This is a genomic window from Paraburkholderia sp. (assembly GCF_036488795.1).
Lineage (GTDB): Bacteria > Pseudomonadota > Gammaproteobacteria > Burkholderiales > Burkholderiaceae > Paraburkholderia.
Window position 1 is genome coordinate 1 of sequence record NZ_DASXHA010000120.1, and the last position, 18,652, is coordinate 18,652.

Genomic DNA, 18,652 nt, shown 5'->3' on the forward strand with positions numbered 1-18,652 from the left:
GAAACGCCCTACCGACACGCCGCTTTATCGTTTCATTGAGAGCTACGATTCGAAAGGCGTGTGGACCGAGGCGCTCGACGTCGGCGGCCGGTTCGGAGCGGGCGGGATGAGTCCGGACGGCGCGATCGGCTACCGCTTCAATCTCGTGCACGGCGAGGGTGAAGGCTATACCACGGACAGTAACGTGAACCGCACGTTGATCTCGGGCGACTTCGATTTCCACCTCGATCCGAACACCGTCGTCGAACTCGACCTGAGCCACTACGAAACCGACACCACCGGTCTGCCCGGCGGGATCATCTATGGTTCCAAAGGCACGAGCTCCATGCTGCCGGCCGCGGTCAACCCGGACACGCCGGGCCTCGGCCAACCCTTCGCAGGCTCGGATCTCACCACCGACACTGCTGCATTGAAGCTCAAGCACCAGTTCAACGACAACTGGAGCGGCGAGGTGGGCGGACTCTATCAAAACGCCATTCGCGGTCTCTACGGCATTGAGGACGAGATGACCAACAATACCGGGGGATACACGGCCGTGCAGAACTGGTCAGCGGTTCCGCACTTCACGATCGCCAGCTGGACCGCCTCCCTGAACGGACATTTCAATCTTCTCGGCATGAAGAATGACCTCTCGCTCGGCGCGAATGGTTTTTCGGCTGGAGAGGATTCCTATCGGAATCCTGGTGCCTTCCTGGAGACGCTTGGCCCGTCAAATCTGGCGAATCCCACTGTATTCGGGGCACCGGCCACCCCGAACGCGGGCGGGGAATACGAGTCCGCGACGATCTCCGAGGAATCGCTGATCGTCGGCGACACGCTGCACTTCAACAGCAAGTGGGCGTTACAGGGCGTGCTTTCGGCGTCGTTCATCAACGCGAAGAGCTTCGGTACGACGGGGCAGACGACAAGTTCGGATGAGGACAACGGAGCACTCAGCCCGACCGTCTCGCTGATCTACAAACCCACGTCGGCCGTAACCACGTACGCGACCTTCTCCGACAGCGTCGAGGAAGGCGATCAGGCGCCGGCGGGCACCGCGAACGTCAACCAGTTCATGGCGCCGTATCACGACCGCGAGTACGAGGCCGGCGTTAAATACGCGCCGACCAGTTCGTTGCTGATCACCGCGGACGGCTTCGACATGACGCGCCCGCTCGCGCAGACCAATGCAACGACCAACGTCTTCGGGGTGGTCGGCACGCAGCGCAACATCGGCGCGGAAGTGTTCGTGCAGGGCGAAGTGCTGCCCTCGCTCAGTGTGCTTGGCGGCCTCACCTACGTCGACGCGCGACTGATCGATTCGGCCACCTCATCGGGGAACGGTGGGCGCGTCGTCGGTGTGCCCGCATTCAAGGGCGACCTTGCGCTCGACTATCATCCGGGTATCGCGGAAGGCTTTGCGTTCACCGGCGCCGTGCACTATGAGAGCAGTCGGGCAGCGAGCGACACGAATCTCTCGTCCGCGCCGTCCTACGTGACGCTCGACCTTGGCGTGCGCTACTCGACCGCGCTCCTGTACAAGCATCACGTGACCGCGCGGCTGCAGGTGCTCAACGTGACGAACCGCTACTACTACGTGTCGATCGCGGACGGCAACGACGTCGGCGTCCCAGGCTCGAACACAGCGTTTCTCGGGGCGCCTCGAACACTCATGGGTAGCGTGGAACTGGATTTCTGATAAGACGGGCAATCAATCGGACCAACAACCGCGGTGCTTCTGTCCCGCGGTTTTGTACAAGCGCCCGCGTGCCGTCCGGACCTACGCCGTGTTCCCGGCGTCCGGGTCAATAGGTTGCCGGCGTATTGACCCACAGGATTTTCGCCGTCGTCTCACCCGCGTTCCGGTAGCCGTGGGGCGTCTCGCTCGTGAAGGTGAAGGCGTCCCCCGCATGCAGAATGTAGCTTGCGCTACGCAGCGTCAGTTCGACGGTCCCTTCGAGCACGTAACCGACTTCCTCTCCGATGTGTTCAATCTGGCCGTCGCTGCCCTGACCCGGATCGAGGATATGAATGTTCGCCTGCAGCAAACCGTTGCGGTTCGGCAGCACGACGCGCTCGAGCGCGATGCCGCCGCCGCGGATCACGGGACGCTCGCCTTGCCGCATTACGGGGCCGCCTGTCGGCTGCGCCGGCGACGTGAGCGCGGCGATATTGGTCTCCAGCGCCACGGCCAGCCGGTGCAGCGTGGCGAGCGATGGCGTGGCATTGCCTTTTTCGATCTTGGAGATCAGGCTTTCCGAGCAATGAGCCTTCTGCGCCAACTGCAACAGCGTCAGCCCAGCCATGCGCCGTGCATGGCGCATGCGGCCACCGAGCAGGGCATGGGGCGTGGAGGCGTCGTCCGGCTCCGGTTGCGCCTCGGCGACGCTGTTGGGCTTTTTCAAGGTAGGGGCGGCTCGATAGGGTTTAGCGACAGGCCAGTTCGGCCACGACGTATGCGAGCGCTTGTGCGCCCAGATAAAGCTGGTGGGGCTCAGTATACTCGGCGGCATTGTGGCTGATGCCCGAACGGCTGGGCACAAAAATCATCGCCGTCGGACACAGATCCGCGACATACATCGCATCATGGAAGGCGCCCGACGTCACCTCGATCGGCGCCCCCTCGCCGGCGTTCGCCGACGCGCGTGCGCAAGCTCGCTCGACAAGTGCGGTCATAGGCAGCGGGAAGTGCGTCGTGGCGCGTGTAAAGAGGCTCTGCACCTGCGCGGTGAAGCCGTCGGCCGCATCGAGGCTCGCAACGGCATCGCGCAGTGCGGCTTCGAAACGGGTGAGCACGTCTTCGTCGACGCAGCGCGCGTCGACCGTGAACTCGACCTCGCCGGGAATCGTGTTGATCGAGTTCGGGCCGACGCGCCACCGGCCGAGCGTCATGCGCAGCCCGCTCGCGCGCATGGCGTCGCCACGGGCATACAGGTGGCCGGCCAGTTCCAGCGCCGCCCGCATCGCATCGCGACGCACTTCCATGGGCGTCGTACCCGCATGCGCGGCGGCCCCGGAAACCGTCACGCTAAACCAGCGCACGCTCTGGATGCCGGTCACGACGCCAAGCGGTACATTCGCATCTTCAAGCACCGGACCTTGCTCGATATGTAGTTCAACGCACGAATCGACAGCGTGCCCCAACGCGGTCCGCTCGACATCAGGCATCTGCGCCAGCGTGGCGTCGAGCGCGTCGCCGAATGTGACGCCCTCTGCATCGCGCGACGCACGATAGCCCGCGAGACGTTCGGGTTGCGCGAAGGCGCTGGAACCCATCGCTCCGGGACCGAAGCGCGAGCCCTCTTCATTGGTCCACACCACGACCTCGACTGGACGCCGGGTCGCGACGCCCGCATCGTTCAATGCCTGAATGACCTCGAGCCCCGCGATCACCCCGTAGGCACCATCCAGCTTGCCGCCGACCGGTTGCGTATCGATATGGCTACCGGTCAGCACCGGCGGCAAGTCGGCTTGTTGCCCCGCGCGCCGGAAAAACAGATTGCCGCAGGTGTCGACGGAGACACTGCAGCCGAGCGCGCGAGCGCGCCCGACCAGATGGCGGCGCGCCTCCACATCGAGCGGTGTCAAGGTTTCGCGGGCCACTCCGCCGTCGCTGCGGCCGCCGAACCCGGCCAACTCTGCGATCGCGTCGTTCAGCCGACGGCTATCGACTGCATCCTGGGTGCGTGCAGCGGCTTCGGCCGCTGCCTGACTGACGTCATGACTGCTCATAGGGGGTACCTGAAATTGCATCTGTGATTGCATCTGTTGATTCGAGGCGCCGCGTCAACGCGTGCTCACGGCCTGTTCCAGCCGTGCAGCGGCTGACAGCGCCACCTCGTCGCGCCAGCGCGGGCCGATCACCGTGACACCGATCGGCAGTCCCACAGGACCCGTGCCAACGGGCACGTTCACGCAAGGATTGCCGAGCAGCGTCCACATCCGGCTGAAGATCGGGTCGCCGGTTGAAGCGAGGCCCGCAGGCGCTTCACCGGGGGCACTCGGCGCCAGCAGTACATCGAACCGGTCGAAGAGGGCGGCCAGCGCCTGGCGGCCCTGCTCGGCCTGGTACTGCAAGGCCGCGTAGCGGGCGCCGCCCAGCGACGCTCCCGCCGCAAGAACGGCGCGAAACGGCTCGCTCAGATCGTCGCGGCGCGTCTGATATTCCGGCACGTAGGCGAGCGACGCTTCGTAGCTCATGATCGCGCTCTGCACGTCGGCGAGGTTGTCGCAAGCCTGCGGCAGCACCGCGTCGGCGACCGTCGCGCCGGCAATTTCCAGCAAACGCGCCGCGTCCGTCAGCGCCTGGCGGCTGGCCGGCGTCGCGGCATCCCAGTATGGAGTCGAGCACACGCCGACTCGCAGTGGCCCGGCCTTCTCGATGACGAACTCGCGCTGCGTGAGAATCCCCACGAAGAAGGCCGCATCATCGACGCGACGGGTCAGCACGCCGAGCGTGTCGAGACTCGGCGAGAGCGGCTTGACGCCGGCGGTCGGCAGCGTACCGAAGGTCGGCTTGTAACCGACGATGCCGCAAAACGAAGCCGGACGCACGATCGACGCCGCGGTCTGCGTGCCGAATGCGACCGGTGCCATGCCGGCGGCCACCGCGGCGGCCGAGCCGCTCGACGAACCACCCGGCGTGTGGGGTTCGCTCAGGCGCGGCGAACGCGGGTTCACGGTCGGTCCTGGTTTGAACGTGGCGAATTCGGTCGTCACGGTTTTGCCCAGCACGATCCCGCTGGCGGCGCGTACCGCAGCCACCGCGGCCGCGTCGACCAGCGGGCGATATGCCGCGTAGATCGGCGAGCCATAGCCGCTCGGCATGTCGGCGGTGTCCATTACGTCCTTGACCGCTACCGGCACGCCGGCAAGCGGCCCGGCTGCCGTGCTTGCGGCATCGACACCGCGCGCCTGCGCGAGCACCTGTGCCGCATCGAAATATTGCCAGGCGTGGAGCGTGGCTTCCTGCGTTTCGATTCGCTGGATGTAGGCGCGCGCTACCGCTTCCGCACTCAAGGTGCGCTGTGCTACCTGCTGGGCCAGCTCACGTACGCTCAATGCAAGAATGTCTGTCATACCGTGTTTCCTGTAGTCAGGTGGTCAGGCGAAGTACGCGGCGCGCACGTCGTTGTTTTCGGCCAGCTCCTGCGCGGTGCCGGACGCAACCACGCGCCCTTGCGACAGCACGTAGCCATAGTGCGAAATCGCCAGAGTCTGGTGCGCGTTCTGTTCGACGAGCAGCACGGTCGTGCCAAGGTCGTTGATCTGCCTGATGACCTTGAAGTTCTCCTTGACGAACAGCGGCGACAGCCCGAGCGACGGCTCGTCGATGAGGAGCAGCCGGGGCGCGGCCATCAGACCGCGACCGATCGAAACCATTGCCTGCTCACCGCCCGACATCGTGCCGGCAAACTGGCGCGCACGCTCCCGCAGGCGCGGAAAGATATCGTAGACGCGCTCGATCCTTTCGCGCAACTGCGCACCGCCTTTCTCGAGATAGGCGCCGAGCATGAGGTTCTCCTCGACACTCATGCGCGGAAAAACCTTGCGCCCCTCCGGAATGCAGGCAATGCCGCGTGCAATGATGCGATGGGTTTTTTCGCCGGTGAGGTCGGCGCCGTCCCAGAGCACCTGACCGGCGCGCGCCGGCGTCAGTCCGAGGATCGCGCGGATCAGCGTGCTTTTGCCCGCGCCGTTGGCGCCGAGAATGCACGTGATCTTGCCGGGCGCGACGTCGATCGACACATCGTGCAGCACATCGACCTTGTCGTAGCCCGTGCGCAGATTGCGAATCTGCAAGATGCTCATGCTGCTTCTCCCAGATAGGCCGTCTGGACCACCGGATCCGCGGTGATCTGCGCGAAGCTGCCGTCGGCGATCTTTTTGCCGTAGCTGAATACGATGCAGCGCTCGGTCACGCGCTCGATCACGTTCATGTCGTGTTCGATCAATACGACCGTCAGGTCGCGCAGCTTGCTGCGTACTTCGAGGATATCGTCCATGAGTTCATGGGTCTCGTCATGCGTCATGCCGGCCGACGGCTCGTCGAGCAGCAGCAGTTGCGGGCCGCTCATCAGCGCACGGCACACCTCGATACGGCGCCGGTCGATCATCGAGAACGTGCCGACCGGTTCGAACAGCCGATCGAGCAGCGGCGGGCTGAAAATCGCCAGTAGCTGGCGCACCCGTTCGACGGCTTGCTCATACTCGGAGCGAAACGCTGCGCGCCGGAACAGGTTGAAGATCATGCCGTGCTGCAGATGCTGGTAGTCGCCGATGACGATGTTGTCGAACACGGTCAACGGCAGCGACAGACGCGAACGCTGGAACGTGCGCGAAATACCCGCGCGGTAGATTTCCTGCGGACGCAAACCGGTCAGGAGCTTGCCGTTGAAACGGATCGCGCCGGCACTCGCCTTGTAGAGGCCTGTCAGCACATTGAAGAAAGTGGTCTTGCCCGAGCCGTTCGGCCCGAGCAGGCCCAGCACTTCGCCTGCGTGGATCTCGAGCGTGAGGTTGTCGAGCGCCGTGAGTCCGCCGAAGCGCATCGTCACGTCCTGCACTTGCACGAGAGATTGGGGTGCGGTCATCGCGACACCTCATTGTTGAAGAACTGCCGGGTCAGGCGCGGCAGCAAACCGTCCGGGCGGAACAGCAGGATCGCGATCACGACCACTGCGTAGAACAGAAACCGGTATTCCTGGATGAACTGCAGCTTCTGCGGCAGCACCAGCACGATGAAGGCAGCCGGCACCAGCCCAAGCGGATTGCCGAGGCCGCCCAGTACCGCAATCGACACCAGCAAGAGCGAATCGCTGAAGGTGAAGTTGTCGGGCGACACGAAGCCGGTCATCATCCCGTACACACTGCCCGCAACACCGGCGAGAAAATTGCCGAGCATGAAGGCGATCACTTTCCAGCGTGCAATGTGAATGCCGAAGGTGGCTGCGGCCGTCTCGTCGGTTCGCACGATATCCATGCTCAGGCCGATCCAGGATCTCTCGAGCCTCTTGATGACCACATACGCGGTGCCGAAGATCACGAGGCTGAGCAGCGCATAGGGGACGTAGAACGACACGTCCTGGTCGAACAGTTCGAGCCCGTCGCCGAATGAATAGCCGAACATCGAGATGCCCGGCAGATGCAGACCCTGCGGTCCGCCAAGCAGGCTGTTCACCTCGACGAAAGTCTGGAACAGGATGCCGAACGCGATCGTCACGAGTGCCGCGTAGTGACCGCGCGTGCGCAGCACCGGCAAGATCAGGATCGAACCGATCGCGGCCGATACCACACCGGACACTACGATCAGCAGCACATGCGGGATACCGGTACGGGCCGCCAGCACGGCGATCGTATAGCTGCCGATGCCGAAAAAGGCGGCGCCGGCAAAATTCGCGATGCCCACATAGCCGAACTGCACGGTCAGACCGAGGCAGGCTGTCGAGAACAGCAACACGGTGCAGATCAGGAGCAGCACATAGTGCACGTCGTAAAAGGTGGCGATCAGCGCGAGCGTGCCGACCAGCGCGCACCACGGTCCGGCGCGCGGGCTCGTGCGTGTTGCGGCTTCAATGCGCCCGGTCAGTCCGAACCGTTTCGCGGCAAACACCGCCGCGGCCGCGACCACCAGCAGCGCGCACACTTCGATTTGTGACTGCGCCTGCAGGAAGAGCCACAGATAGACAGTGATGACGAGGGCCAGCGCGATCTGGATGGCAATGCCGCCGCGGCTGCGGCCGCGTGCGAGGGAAGGGGTCATCGTACTCATACTCGTTCACTCGCTTGTTCGGCAATCAGACCGGTTGGCTTCCACGCCATCAGAATGATGACGACAGCAAACGCGAACACGTCCTTGTAGGCGCTGGGAATGTTGGGAACGAGAGCGGGCAGCGCGGCGCTGCCCAGCACTTCGAGCCCGGCGAACAGGAAGCCGCCGAGAATTGCGCCATACACGTTGCCGAGGCCGCCCAGAATGGCCGCCGAGAACCCGATGACGCCGAGCAGCAGTCCTTCGTTGAAATTGATCTCGTTGTAGTAAAGGCCGTTCATCACGCCGGCCAGCGCGGCAATGCCCGAACCCAGACCGAACGTCAGCAGCACGATCGCGCTGAAATCGATGCCCATCAGCCGCGCGGTTTCGCCATCCTGCGCAACGGCGCGAATCGACAGGCCAAGCCGGGTTCGTGTAATCAGCAGGTGCAGACCGACGATCACGGCAAGCCCGGTCAACAGCAGGATGATGTTATCGACGCGCAACGCAAACCCGCCGAGGTTCACAAACGACGCGGGCAGCAGCGCTGGAAACGGTTTCGGATTGGCGCCGTCCGGATAGAACAGACGCACGCATTCGCGCAGCACCGAGCCGAGCATGAGTGTCGCCAGCAAGGTGTTGAGCGGGGGCGCCCGATGCAGCGGCAGGATCAGGAAACGCGCGATCACAGCGCCGAGCAGGCCGGTCACGACCACGGCGCACACCACCACGGCCACCAGTTGCAACCATGGCGAACCGATACCGAGCGCCGACACGCCAAGCGAGGCGGCGAGGCCGGCAAAAGCGCCGACCATCAGGACATCGCCGTGCGAAAACTGAATCGCATCGAGCACGCCGAAAAAGAGCGTAAACCCAACCGCGACCATTGCGTAAATCATACCGAGCATGAGCCCGTTGACTATGTACTGCCCTAATGCATCCATCATTGCCTCATCGAGCGCATCATCCAGCTGCGCGGCGCGCAGACTGCGCCGCGTTAGTAAGCCGACGGACCGCGTCACACGGAGCGGCCCGTTCCCGGCAGGTCACAGACCCTTCAGTTTCCGTTGACCCTTCGCGTACGCACTGTCCTCCCAGATCACCCACTTGCCGTCCTGTACGACGTAGCGCGTGACGAGCGGCACGATGTTCTGGCGATGATCGTCGAAGGTGACCTTGCCGATAATCGTATCGACGTTGCTGGTCTGGTTTAGCGTATCGCGTACCTTGTGGCGGTTCGGACCGTCCTTCTCGACCGCATCGATGATCAGGTTGGTAGCGGCAAATGCAAATGCGCCATAGGCTTCGGGCGGCTCGGTGTATTTCTGGGCGTTGTACTGCGTGAGAAAGTACGCGCCGCCCGGCAGCTTGTCGGTGGGTGCGCCTTCGAGGAACGCCAGCGAGCCTTCGGCGACGGCCTGGCCGGCGCCGTCGATGTACGCATCGGACTTGATTCCGGAGGTGCCTTCAAACTGCGCGTTGATGCCGAGCTTCTGCATCTGGGTACGGATGCGCACGCCGATTGGCGTCAGGCCGCCGAAATACACGACCTGTGGCTTCAGATCGCGGATCTTCGTCAGTTCAGTCGTGAAGTCCTGCTGGTCCGCAGAGACGCCGATGTCGGCGAGAATCTGGCCGCCGTCCTTCGACAGCGCCTCGCTGAAGTACTTGTCATGGCCGTTGCCGTAGTCGGTCGTGTCGTGAATGATCACGAACTTTTTGTAACCGAGGCCCGTCATGAATTTCGCGGCGACCTGGCTCTGATTGATCATCGTGCCGTTGACGCGATGGACTTCCTTGTAGTCGTGGCTATACGTGACATCGGGAAGCACCGCGCCCCACACGACAACCGGCAGGTTGAAGCGGTGGTACACGTCGACGCTCGCCACCGCGACGGCCGAGCAGAAGTTCGTCACGCCGGCAACGATGCTGTTGTCCGATGCGGCCTGCGTGGCCACCTGTACACCCACGTTCGGTTTGCATTCGTCGTCGAGCGCAACCAGCTGGTATTGATATTTGCTCTTCGGGTCCGCATTGCGCAAGCGTACGGCGAGGTCCGCGGAGTTGCGCCCGCCAAGACCAATCGACGACACACCGCCGGTTAGCGGTCCAATGAAGGCGATCTTGACCACGTCCTTCGCGAAAGCCGATCCAGCCAGCAGCGACCAGCCGAGCGCTGCAAGTCCCATTACCTTCGAAAGCTTTCTTATACTCACCAACATTCTCCTTTCATGGCATTCAAGTAATTTGATCGTAATTCAAGTAACTTGAATACAGAAAAGCAAAAGGCGCGCCAGCTTCTTGATTGACTGTCGGACGGCTATTTAGCGAAGTACTGCGGCGATATTCGGCGCGCTATCGGGACTGTCGGGAGTGGATCGCGCACCACCATGACTCCGGGTGCGCACGTTGGCGGTGCGCGAGGCAGTGCGGTGGCGTGCCGAAGCAGTGCATGAGGCGACAGGTATCGCCGGCCAGATGGACACTGGCGGGCGACATCGTGCCGCAGTGATCCTTGCGCGACCGCGTAGGCTAACGGGTGCACACGCTAACGTAGCGAGTCTGTAAGTAAAAACCCCCTAAGGTTCTCGTCTTTCTTGTCGTTATGCAGGGCCGGCCAGAGAAGCTGGCAGACCACTGGCGGAATTCGAAAGATGGGAACTCTCATATGCAATTGAGCAACATGAAAATCGGGGCGCGCCTCGCGCTGGCGTTCGCAGTCACCTTGGTTCTGACGTTCGCACTGTCGGCTGTATCGCTAAGTGGACTGCGTGGCTTCAACCAGGGCGTCAACAACGTCACGCGCGCTCGCATGCCGGTGTTGCTGGATCTGCATCTGCTGCTCGAAATCACGCGCGGACAGGCGGTGATGGAACGCGACGCCCTGGCCGCTTTGTCGAGCAATGAGCCGCAGGTCGTAAGCGCCAATCTGCAATCGATCGGAAATGGTCACGAGGTCGTCTCCAATGCGGCCAAAGAAATCGAGCAACTTGTCGACACGGACCAGGGCAAAACACTGCTGGCGCGGATAGCGTCTGTGCGTGAGGCGTATCTGTCCAACCGGGCGGAAATCATCGCGCAGATCAAGTCCGGCGACGCCGAAGGAGCACGGCAAAAGTTGCTAAGCGAACAGGTGCCGCTGGAGAACCAGTATCTGAGCGCAGTGCAAGCCTTGATCGATTACGTCGGCAACCAGGTAGTGACCGAGCGCGACGCATCGAGCGAAGCGTATGAGAGCGCACGCACGCTCGTGCTGGTGCTCGCGGCGCTCGCGCTGGCTGTCTGTGCGATCTGCGCGCTACTTGTCACGCGCTCGATCGTCCGGCCGCTGCGCGTAGCCGTCGATGCGGCTGAGAGCGTCGCGCACGGTAACCTGGTCACGGCAATCGACGCGGATGGCAGGGATGAGACGGGGCAGGTGCTTCGATCGCTTCGCACCATGACCGAAAGCCTGTCGACCACCGTGGGCGAGATTCGCATGGGCGCTGAGTCGGTCATGACGGGCGCGCGACAGATCGCGCAGGGCAACACCGACCTGTCTTCGCGAACCGAGGAGCAGGCCGCGTCGCTGCAGGAAACGGCGGCGAGCATGGAGGAACTGACGGCGACCGTCAGGCAGAACTCGGAGAACGCTCTCCAGGCGAGCGGCCTCGCTGACAATGCGCGTGCTGTGGCCAAGGAAGGTTCTGCGATCGTCGGCGAGGTGGTCGAGACGATGGCGGGCATCGAGGAAAGCGCGGGCAAGATCGCCGAAATTACCGGGATGATCGACGGCATCGCTTTCCAGACCAACATCCTCGCGCTCAACGCGGCGGTGGAGGCGGCACGGGCAGGCGAGCAGGGCCGCGGCTTTGCGGTAGTGGCGAGCGAAGTGCGCTCGCTGGCGCAGCGCTCGTCAGTAGCAGCGAAAGAAATCAAGGCGCTGATTGAGATCTCAGGCAGCCGCGTGCAAACCGGAACCGAGCTGGTCGCGCGAGCGGGAGAGACGATGGGGAAGGTGGGTACAGCGATTCAGCGCGTCACCGACATCATGGGCGAGATCGCGTCGGCCTCGGTCGAGCAGAGCCGCGGCATCGAGCAGGTGAACCAGGCCATCGGCCAGATGGATGAAGTCACGCAGCAGAACGCGGCGCTGGTCGAAGAGGCGGCCGCGGCGGCAGGCTCACTGCTGGACCAGGCGAGGCGGATGCGCGAAGCAGTGGCGGTGTTCCGCACGGCGCAGACCGATGGCGTCGCGCCATTGGTGAGCCCGCGCCCGGTTGCGAAGCCGCCAGCGGCGCGCCGGCCCGCCCAGGTGGCGGAGCGTGCGGCACCGATCACGAGAGTCGCCACGCCGCTGCCGCCTCGCAGCGAACCGTCGATAACGGTCGAGGGTACGGACTGGCAGACGTTCTGACCGCGACAGCGCGCTAAAGCCGCCCGGGAGACACGTGACATCTCCGGTCAGCGTCTGCTTGCTACACTGTGAATGGCGGGTCGCCGGCTTTGGTGCAGGGCGGCTCATTGAGGCATCCATCATGCCACTTCGTAAATCACGGGACGAGCACTGAAAATGACGCTTTCGACGAGAAAATTTGGTCGCACCGGCTGGAATGTGTCGGAAATCGGTTTTGGGGCATGGGCGATTGGCGGATCGTGGGGCGGCGTCGCCGAGGACGACGCCAAAGCCGCACTCAACGCCGCGCTCGACAGCGGTGTCACTTTCATTGACACGGCAGACGTCTACGGCGACGGCCGCTCGGAACGGATCATTCGGGACGTGTTGCGACAACGGGGCGGCGAGCGTCCCATCGTGGCCACGAAGCTCGGTCGTCGACTCGACCCGCATGTGACGAGTGGCTATACGAACCGGAGCGAGCTCGCTGGTTTCATCGACCGGAGCCTTTCGAACCTGGGCGTCGATACGCTCGACCTGGTGCAATTGCATTGTCCGCCGACGGAGGTCTATTACCATCCCGAGGTGTTCGACGCGATGGACGACTTCGTCGCTGCCGGCAAGATCCGCTTCTACGGCGTGTCGGTCGAAAAGGTCGAAGAGGCGCTGAAGGCGATCGAGTATCCCAATGTGGTTTCGGTCCAGATTATCTACAACATGTTCCGTCAACGCCCGGCCGAATTGTTCTTCAGGCAGGCGCAAGAGAAGAACGTTGCAGTCATTGCGCGAGTGCCGCTGGCGAGCGGCATGCTGACGGGCAAAATGTCCGCGGATTCGGTTTTTGCGTCAGATGACCATCGCGCTTTCAATCGCCATGGCGAGGCATTCGATGTCGGCGAAACTTTCTCCGGGGTGCCTTATGACATCGCGTTGAAAGCGGTCGACGAGCTGCGCGGCCTCGTGCCGGTGGACAGCTCCATGGCGCAGTTGGCCCTGCGCTGGATTCTCATGGAGGAGGCCGTCTCCGTCATCATTCCGGGCAGTAAGAACGCGGCGCAGGCGGCGTCAAACGTTGCGGCTGCAAACCTCGCGCCACTGTCCGATGAGGCAATGCAACACGTCCGCGAAGTCTATGAGCGTCATATAGCGCCTCAGGTTCACCAGCGCTGGTAAAAACCCCGAACCAGCGGAAGGGCGCCGCGCGGCAAAACGAGGCGGCGCCCGGACTTCTCTCCGGCCGGCATGGCCGCGGTCACTCAAATCAGAATGGAATACACAGTCAATGAGCGACATTGCTTCTGGCGGATTGCACCTGGTAGAAGAATTTCCGGTTCCTGCTCCGCCGGAACTGATTGAACAGTGCTTCAACCGGGTCGAACACTATCAACCGCTTTATGGTTTAACCGGCGTCGAAGGACCGCTGCGTTCGTGCCGTGACAGGGCGGTGGCCATTGAGACGGCGCTCGGTTCGTCAGGCAGGCGTTTTCGTCTTATCGACTTTGGTTCGTCGCTGGGCTATTTCCCGTTTTATTTTGCGGACCGTGGCGCCACGACTACCGGGGTCGACATCAACCCCGAAAACACTGCGGTCGCTCTGGCTACGCAACGAATCAACGGTCTGGCCGCCACATTCAAGACGGGGGCGCTGGACCTCGCGACGGTCAGCGCAATCCTGCCGGGCGAATATGATGTCGCGCTCGCTCTAAGCGTTCTTCATCACATTACGCTACGACGCGGACTCGACTACGTTAAGCAGCTCGTTGCCGAGCTACTTGCCCGCATTCCCATACTGGTCGTCGAACTTGCTCATCGCGACGAAGGCGTCAACTTCGCCTGGCGAGAATCTCTGCCAGAAGATCCCTTGGAAATATTTGCCGCATGTTCGAACATTCAGATTCATCGTCTGGGTGACTTCTCCAGTCATCTTTCGTCAAGCGTTCGACCTATGTATTGCATCACCAGATAAGCGTGTCGAATTGTGAGAGCCCGCTAAACCACTATCTGCGAGCGGGCTCGGCATCGAACACGTCCTTATTTTGCCTGATAGGGTTTGAATCCGTACTGTTCGAAGATTGCCAGGCCCTCGGGCGAGCGGATGAAGTCCAGCCAGCGCTGGGCCGCTGCGGCGTGGGGCGCGTTCTTCGCCACAGCGCCCGCATAGATAGCCGTTGCGTTGTCGCCGGCCGGAATGTCGACGTGACTGATGGGATGCCCGGCCTGCTCCTGGAACATCGCTTCGGATTGCCATGTGACGCCGGCCTGCGCTTTGCCCTGCATGATCCACAGGGGTGTCTGCCGATGATGGATGTGCGTCAACACGGTCGAACCATCGGCAACCTTGGTGCCATAAACTTCGTTCAGTAACCTGTCGCCACCGGTATGTTCGAGCGAGGCCTTGATCTGCCGCGCAATGCCTTCGAATTCAGGGTTTGGCATGGCAAGCCTGACCTCGGGTCTGCCGAGATCGGCAAGTCCGGTGATGTGTGCCGGATTGTCCTTCGGCACCATGATCGTCAGCGTGTTGGTCACATAAGGTACTGCGGGTGCCTGCAGAAGCCCCGCATCGATCTGCTTCTGCACCGCCTTGAGTCCCGCCAGGTAGACGTCGGGCGGGACAGTCCAGGTCATGTTTCCCACCGTGACGGTGCCGCCATTCTCCATCTGCTTCACGAGCAGGCCAGGGGGAATGGTTTCCCAGTAGATATGGCCTTTGTACTGCGGGTAGCGCACTTCGAACGCACGCACGAGCGGCGCCATCGCAAAGAAATAATTGCCGCCAACATACAGCGAGAGCTCTGGATCAATCGGGTCGCCGTGAAAATCTGCAAGATTGTCGGCATCAGGCTCGGTAAACGACAGGCCTCGGTCCACGCGGTCGTTGTTTGCGCCGTGCTGCCACGGAGGATAGACGCCTTGAACCGAGGACTGGGCGGGTTCCGCTGACTGGGCCTGGGCCAGCGGGATGGCCAATGCGCTGACCGTACAGATGAGGCAGGCAATAGCGGCTTTGGTAGCTTGACGGAACATGAGCACGACACCGGGTGAGATTGGATTGCGGCGTCGCACTCTGCGACACCGTTTGGAAAACAGCTTACAGGGGCATCAACGCGTAACCCTGCTCTTCGAGGGTCGTCACGGTAGTCAAACCCGACAGGGCGAGCGTCACGTTCGTGTCGATCCAGTCATACCCGAAATGATGTTCGGCGACCGCCTGGCCGCAGACGGCGACCGTCACGCCCGCTTTCTTCAATTCGGCGATGAGGGGAAGATTCGGGTTGGGCACGCCGTACGCTGCCTGATAATGGGCGTCGTCGAGCGCGAGGGGCGTTGCCGCCCCATAGGCAACCGCAACGAATTTCAGTTTTGCCAGCGGCACGCCCGCTGCCACATACAGGTTGACGGTTCGTGCCACGTGCTCCAGCGCCGGGTTGGCCTTGCCGGGATCGGTTGCGCCCTGGGTCATGGCGAACACCACCTTGTAGGTGTGGCCGGGTTGAGGCCTGAAAGCAGCATCGGGAAGATAGTGGATGCTCCCGTAGCCCTGGATGGTGGGCGTGGTCCAGAACCCTGCAGGGTCGGCGGGTGCGGCGTGGACCGACATTGACGCGACGGTGATCAGTGTAGCCGCCATGAAGCCTTTAATCTTGCTCATGAAGAATGTCCTGTGTGTGGTGGTGTAGGGGGGGAATACGAACGACATGCGCAGATCGGGTTACGAAACAAAGGCCCGTTCCACCACGTAATGCCCGGGGACCGACTGGTTGCCTTCCGCAAAGCCGCGCGCGTCCAGTAGGGCGCGTGTGTCCCGCAGCATCGCGGAGCTGCCGCACAGCATGATGCGATCGCGTTCGGTGGAAAATGACGGCAGCCCGGTGTCGGTGAACAGCTTGCCGGTCTCGATCAGGTCGGTAATGCGTCCGACATTGGAAAAGGCTTCGCGCGTGACCGTCGGGTAGTAAATGAGTTTCTCGCGAACCTGCTCACCGAGGAATGTGTGTGTACGCAACGAGTCTGTGATGTAGTCCCGATACGCGAGTTCGCGGATGTGCCGGCACGTATGCGTCACCACGATCCGGTCGTAGCGATCGTACACAGAGGGGTCGCGAATCACACTCATGAAGGGCGCGAGTCCCGTGCCGGTGGAGAGCAGCCACAACACGCGACCGGGCAACAGGTTGTCGACGATCAACGTGCCGGTTGGTTTTCGGCCAATGAGCAGCGTATCGCCTGTTTTCAGATGCTGTAACCGCGAAGTAAGCGGGCCGTCTGGAACCTTGATGCTGAAGAATTCCAGTTCCTCATCGTAATTCGCGCTAGCGATGCTGTAGGCACGCAGGAGCGGTTTGCCGTCGACTTCGAGTCCGACCATGGTGAACTGGCCGTTCTCGAAGCGGAACGCCGCATCGCGTGTGCAGGTAAAGCTGAAGAGTGTATCCGTCCAGTGACGCACGCTAGTGACGGTTTGCAGATTCAGATTGCTCATGGCTCAGACAGGTCCTGGCAGGGATCGGGAGAGAGTCGGATCACAGCAAGCCGGCGCGCATCCAGTGCGTGTGCCGGCTTCACTCCATGCGGGCCGACCACGCGTCAGCTACCCGCATAGATCGTGGAATTCAGACGTGCCAGCGAACCGTCCTTTTCAGCCTGGACCAGCTGGTCGTAGACCTGCTGGCGGGTGAGACCCTGCGACTGTGCGGTCTGATCTGCTGAACCCACTGCCGGCTGCGATTGCACAGCTTGTGTGGCAGGCGGATTGGCAAGCGGCTGGTCGGCGTAGGCTGCGACACAGAACAGCGAGGCGGCGAGTGAGAGTGCGGCGGTAGCAGCAGAGAAAGAGGTCTTCATTTTCAGTCCTTACACTGGGTTGATCGTTCACGCCTGTGAGACCGGCTGGTCACTGAAAGGCATGGACGCAGTGTAGGGACGACGCTGACTTCAGAAAAATACAATAGTGATATCTGTGCCATGCCTACGGGATATACCAGGATCAGCCGCGTGATCATGAAAATTTTTTTAATTGGCGAATACCAAAAACGCATGGCGTCAATGCGATAAATGTATTTTTCCCCGAACTCCAGCTTCGATACGCTGCTCATCGATGACTGGCAGATCCGCACCACAGCCTGAACGGGTCGCGCACTTCAGTCGGACGATGAACGTGACCATCCATTTCTGAGGTTCTTCCATGAGTACGATTGCATCCCCGGCGGCGATCCGGGAACGCGCACCGAGCGACGCAGAGCAGCGCGCCTGGCGCATGTCCGCCATCTCCCTGATGTCGGTCCGGGTCATTCAAGGCTTCATCTATTGGGGCGGTGGCTCCCGCCGGTTCATTTATGCACCGGGAAAACTGGATCCGCATGCCGCTCACTGGATGGCCAACAAGTTTCAGACCGCGATACCGGGCGCGCTGTTCGGCATGGGGCATGTGATCAGCTTCATGCTGCATCACTTTTATCTGCTCTACGCGGGCGTCATTCTGTTTAGCGCCGCGGAACTGATCGTCGGTCTCATGCTGATGCTGGGCCTGTTCACGCGCGCCGCCGCCTTGACGTCCATGGGTTTTTCCGTGGTCCTCATGCTGATGTTCGGCTGGCAAGGTGCGACCTGTATTGACGAATGGACCATGGCGGCCTGCAACCTTGCCATGGGTGCCACGCTCATGCTGGGCGGCAGCGGTGCCTGGTCGATTGACAACGTCCTTCTGAAGAACAAGCCGCAACGCGCACGCTCCGGGTGGTTCCGCTGGGCGGCGGGTTCAAGGGCGCTGCCGGTTTCGGATATCGGCTTTCGCAATCTTGCGCTCGCGGTACTGGCATTCGTGGTCGTATTCAACGTCGGCACGTATAGCTACTATCGTGGTTCCGTGGTGACGCCGTTTCATGGCGGCCCGATCAGTCCGACCGCGCATCACCTGACACTGGCCGCTGCGACCGTTCTTCCTGACGGTAGCGTGCGTTTTCACGTCACGCTTGACGCAGGAACACCTGAGGCTCCTGTCCATGTCGTCGAGGCTGCGCTGCTCGACGCGAGCGGGGCGCCCGTGGCGCACTGGGATACGGAAACGCTCTCGAAGATGTCGAAGACAGCGTTCGCGAACGACTACGCCTACAACAAGTTCGGCCCAGGGCCGTTCGGTCTGCGCGCTGCGATGGGTGCTGCTGCAACTATCACACTCCCGGCTTCAGCCGCTCATGCGCGGCCGATTGCCGACGCATCCACGCTGCAACTGACGGATGTCGATGGGCGCATCTTCCGGACGTCGCTGCAGCACTGAGATCCTGGCGGTTCGTCATACCGCATGAGGATTTTGTTCGACGAATGGCCGCAGTGAATACGCTGCAGCGGTTCAATACCGACAGCCTGCGCAGGCAACTTCAACACGTTGCCCGCGTCCCAAACCCGGGGTCCCCGAATGTACCAATACGATCAGTACGACCAGACCATCGTCGACGAACGCGTCGCGCAGTACCGCGACCAGGTTCGGCGCCGGCTGTCGGGCGAATTGAGCGAAGAGGAGTTTCGTCCGCTGCGTCTGCAGAACG

Annotated in this window: 17 protein-coding genes; 5 read left to right on the forward strand and 12 right to left on the reverse strand. The window is 62.2% G+C overall.

The window, feature by feature from the left end; translation table 11 throughout:
- On the forward strand, positions 1–1,678 hold a 1,678-nt coding region (locus tag VGH41_RS17365; RefSeq protein WP_331598740.1), incomplete at its 5' end, for a TonB-dependent receptor.
- 106 nt (positions 1,679–1,784) lie between these two features.
- Here the strand turns inward: VGH41_RS17365 and VGH41_RS17370 are convergent.
- The 8 genes from VGH41_RS17370 to VGH41_RS17405 form a co-directional block, all read right to left on the reverse strand.
- On the reverse strand, positions 1,785–2,303 hold the full coding sequence (locus VGH41_RS17370) for an XRE family transcriptional regulator (RefSeq protein WP_331598757.1): 519 nt from the start codon (positions 2,301–2,303) through the stop codon (positions 1,785–1,787).
- Positions 2,304–2,406: 103 nt separating this feature from the next.
- Positions 2,407–3,711, reverse strand: a complete 1,305-nt coding sequence (locus tag VGH41_RS17375) for a M20 family metallo-hydrolase (RefSeq protein ID WP_331598741.1) — start codon at positions 3,709–3,711, stop codon at positions 2,407–2,409.
- Between the two features lie 54 nt (positions 3,712–3,765).
- Complete coding sequence (locus VGH41_RS17380) at positions 3,766–5,058, reverse strand: amidase (protein ID WP_331598742.1); 1,293 nt, start codon at positions 5,056–5,058, stop codon at positions 3,766–3,768.
- A 24-nt stretch (positions 5,059–5,082) separates the two neighbouring features.
- The gene (locus VGH41_RS17385; RefSeq protein ID WP_331598743.1) at positions 5,083–5,790 is read right to left on the reverse strand and encodes an ABC transporter ATP-binding protein; all 708 of its coding nucleotides are present in this window, start codon (positions 5,788–5,790) and stop codon (positions 5,083–5,085) included.
- Complete coding sequence (locus VGH41_RS17390) at positions 5,787–6,572, reverse strand: ABC transporter ATP-binding protein (RefSeq protein WP_331598744.1); 786 nt, start codon at positions 6,570–6,572, stop codon at positions 5,787–5,789. The genes VGH41_RS17385 and VGH41_RS17390 overlap by 4 nt, the downstream gene beginning before the upstream one ends.
- Positions 6,569–7,741 carry a branched-chain amino acid ABC transporter permease gene (locus VGH41_RS17395; protein ID WP_331598747.1) on the reverse strand — a complete coding sequence of 391 codons (1,173 nt, stop codon included), beginning with the start codon at positions 7,739–7,741 and terminating at the stop codon, positions 6,569–6,571. Before VGH41_RS17395 ends, VGH41_RS17390 begins: the two co-directional genes overlap by 4 nt.
- A 5-nt stretch (positions 7,742–7,746) precedes the next feature.
- Positions 7,747–8,676: a branched-chain amino acid ABC transporter permease gene (locus VGH41_RS17400; protein ID WP_331598758.1), complete on the reverse strand. Its 930-nt coding sequence runs from the start codon at positions 8,674–8,676 to the stop codon at positions 7,747–7,749.
- 102 nt (positions 8,677–8,778) lie between these two features.
- Positions 8,779–9,921: a branched-chain amino acid ABC transporter substrate-binding protein gene (locus tag VGH41_RS17405; protein ID WP_331598759.1), complete on the reverse strand. Its 1,143-nt coding sequence runs from the start codon at positions 9,919–9,921 to the stop codon at positions 8,779–8,781.
- 479 nt (positions 9,922–10,400) lie between these two features.
- On the opposite strand from VGH41_RS17405, the gene VGH41_RS17410 reads away from it, so the two are divergent.
- The 3 genes from VGH41_RS17410 to VGH41_RS17420 all read left to right on the forward strand — a co-directional run bounded on the left by VGH41_RS17410 (position 10,401) and on the right by VGH41_RS17420 (position 14,073).
- Entirely contained in the window at positions 10,401–12,128 is a 1,728-nt protein-coding gene (locus VGH41_RS17410; RefSeq protein WP_331598748.1) for a methyl-accepting chemotaxis protein, read from the forward strand.
- Positions 12,129–12,284: 156 nt separating this feature from the next.
- Positions 12,285–13,280: an aldo/keto reductase gene (locus tag VGH41_RS17415; protein WP_331598749.1), complete on the forward strand. Its 996-nt coding sequence runs from the start codon at positions 12,285–12,287 to the stop codon at positions 13,278–13,280.
- 109 nt (positions 13,281–13,389) lie between these two features.
- Positions 13,390–14,073: a class I SAM-dependent methyltransferase gene (locus VGH41_RS17420; RefSeq protein ID WP_331598750.1), complete on the forward strand. Its 684-nt coding sequence runs from the start codon at positions 13,390–13,392 to the stop codon at positions 14,071–14,073.
- 65 nt (positions 14,074–14,138) lie between these two features.
- On the opposite strand, the gene VGH41_RS17425 is transcribed toward VGH41_RS17420, so the two are convergent.
- The 4 genes from VGH41_RS17425 to VGH41_RS17440 form a co-directional block, all read right to left on the reverse strand.
- A complete protein-coding gene (locus VGH41_RS17425; RefSeq protein ID WP_331598752.1) occupies positions 14,139–15,134 on the reverse strand; it encodes a substrate-binding domain-containing protein in 996 nt (331 codons plus the stop codon).
- Positions 15,135–15,198: 64 nt separating this feature from the next.
- Positions 15,199–15,759 (reverse strand): DsrE family protein, encoded by a 561-nt coding sequence (locus tag VGH41_RS17430; protein WP_331598753.1) that lies wholly within the window; start codon positions 15,757–15,759, stop codon positions 15,199–15,201.
- A gap of 60 nt (positions 15,760–15,819) precedes the next feature.
- Positions 15,820–16,590 carry a ferredoxin--NADP reductase gene (locus VGH41_RS17435; protein WP_331598754.1) on the reverse strand — a complete coding sequence of 257 codons (771 nt, stop codon included), beginning with the start codon at positions 16,588–16,590 and terminating at the stop codon, positions 15,820–15,822.
- Between the two features lie 104 nt (positions 16,591–16,694).
- Complete coding sequence (locus VGH41_RS17440) at positions 16,695–16,952, reverse strand: hypothetical protein (RefSeq protein WP_331598755.1); 258 nt, start codon at positions 16,950–16,952, stop codon at positions 16,695–16,697.
- 340 nt (positions 16,953–17,292) lie between these two features.
- On the opposite strand from VGH41_RS17440, the gene VGH41_RS17445 reads away from it, so the two are divergent.
- Entirely contained in the window at positions 17,293–18,384 is a 1,092-nt protein-coding gene (locus tag VGH41_RS17445) for a TQO small subunit DoxD (RefSeq protein ID WP_331598756.1), read from the forward strand.
- Positions 18,385–18,652: the final 268 nt, after the last annotated feature.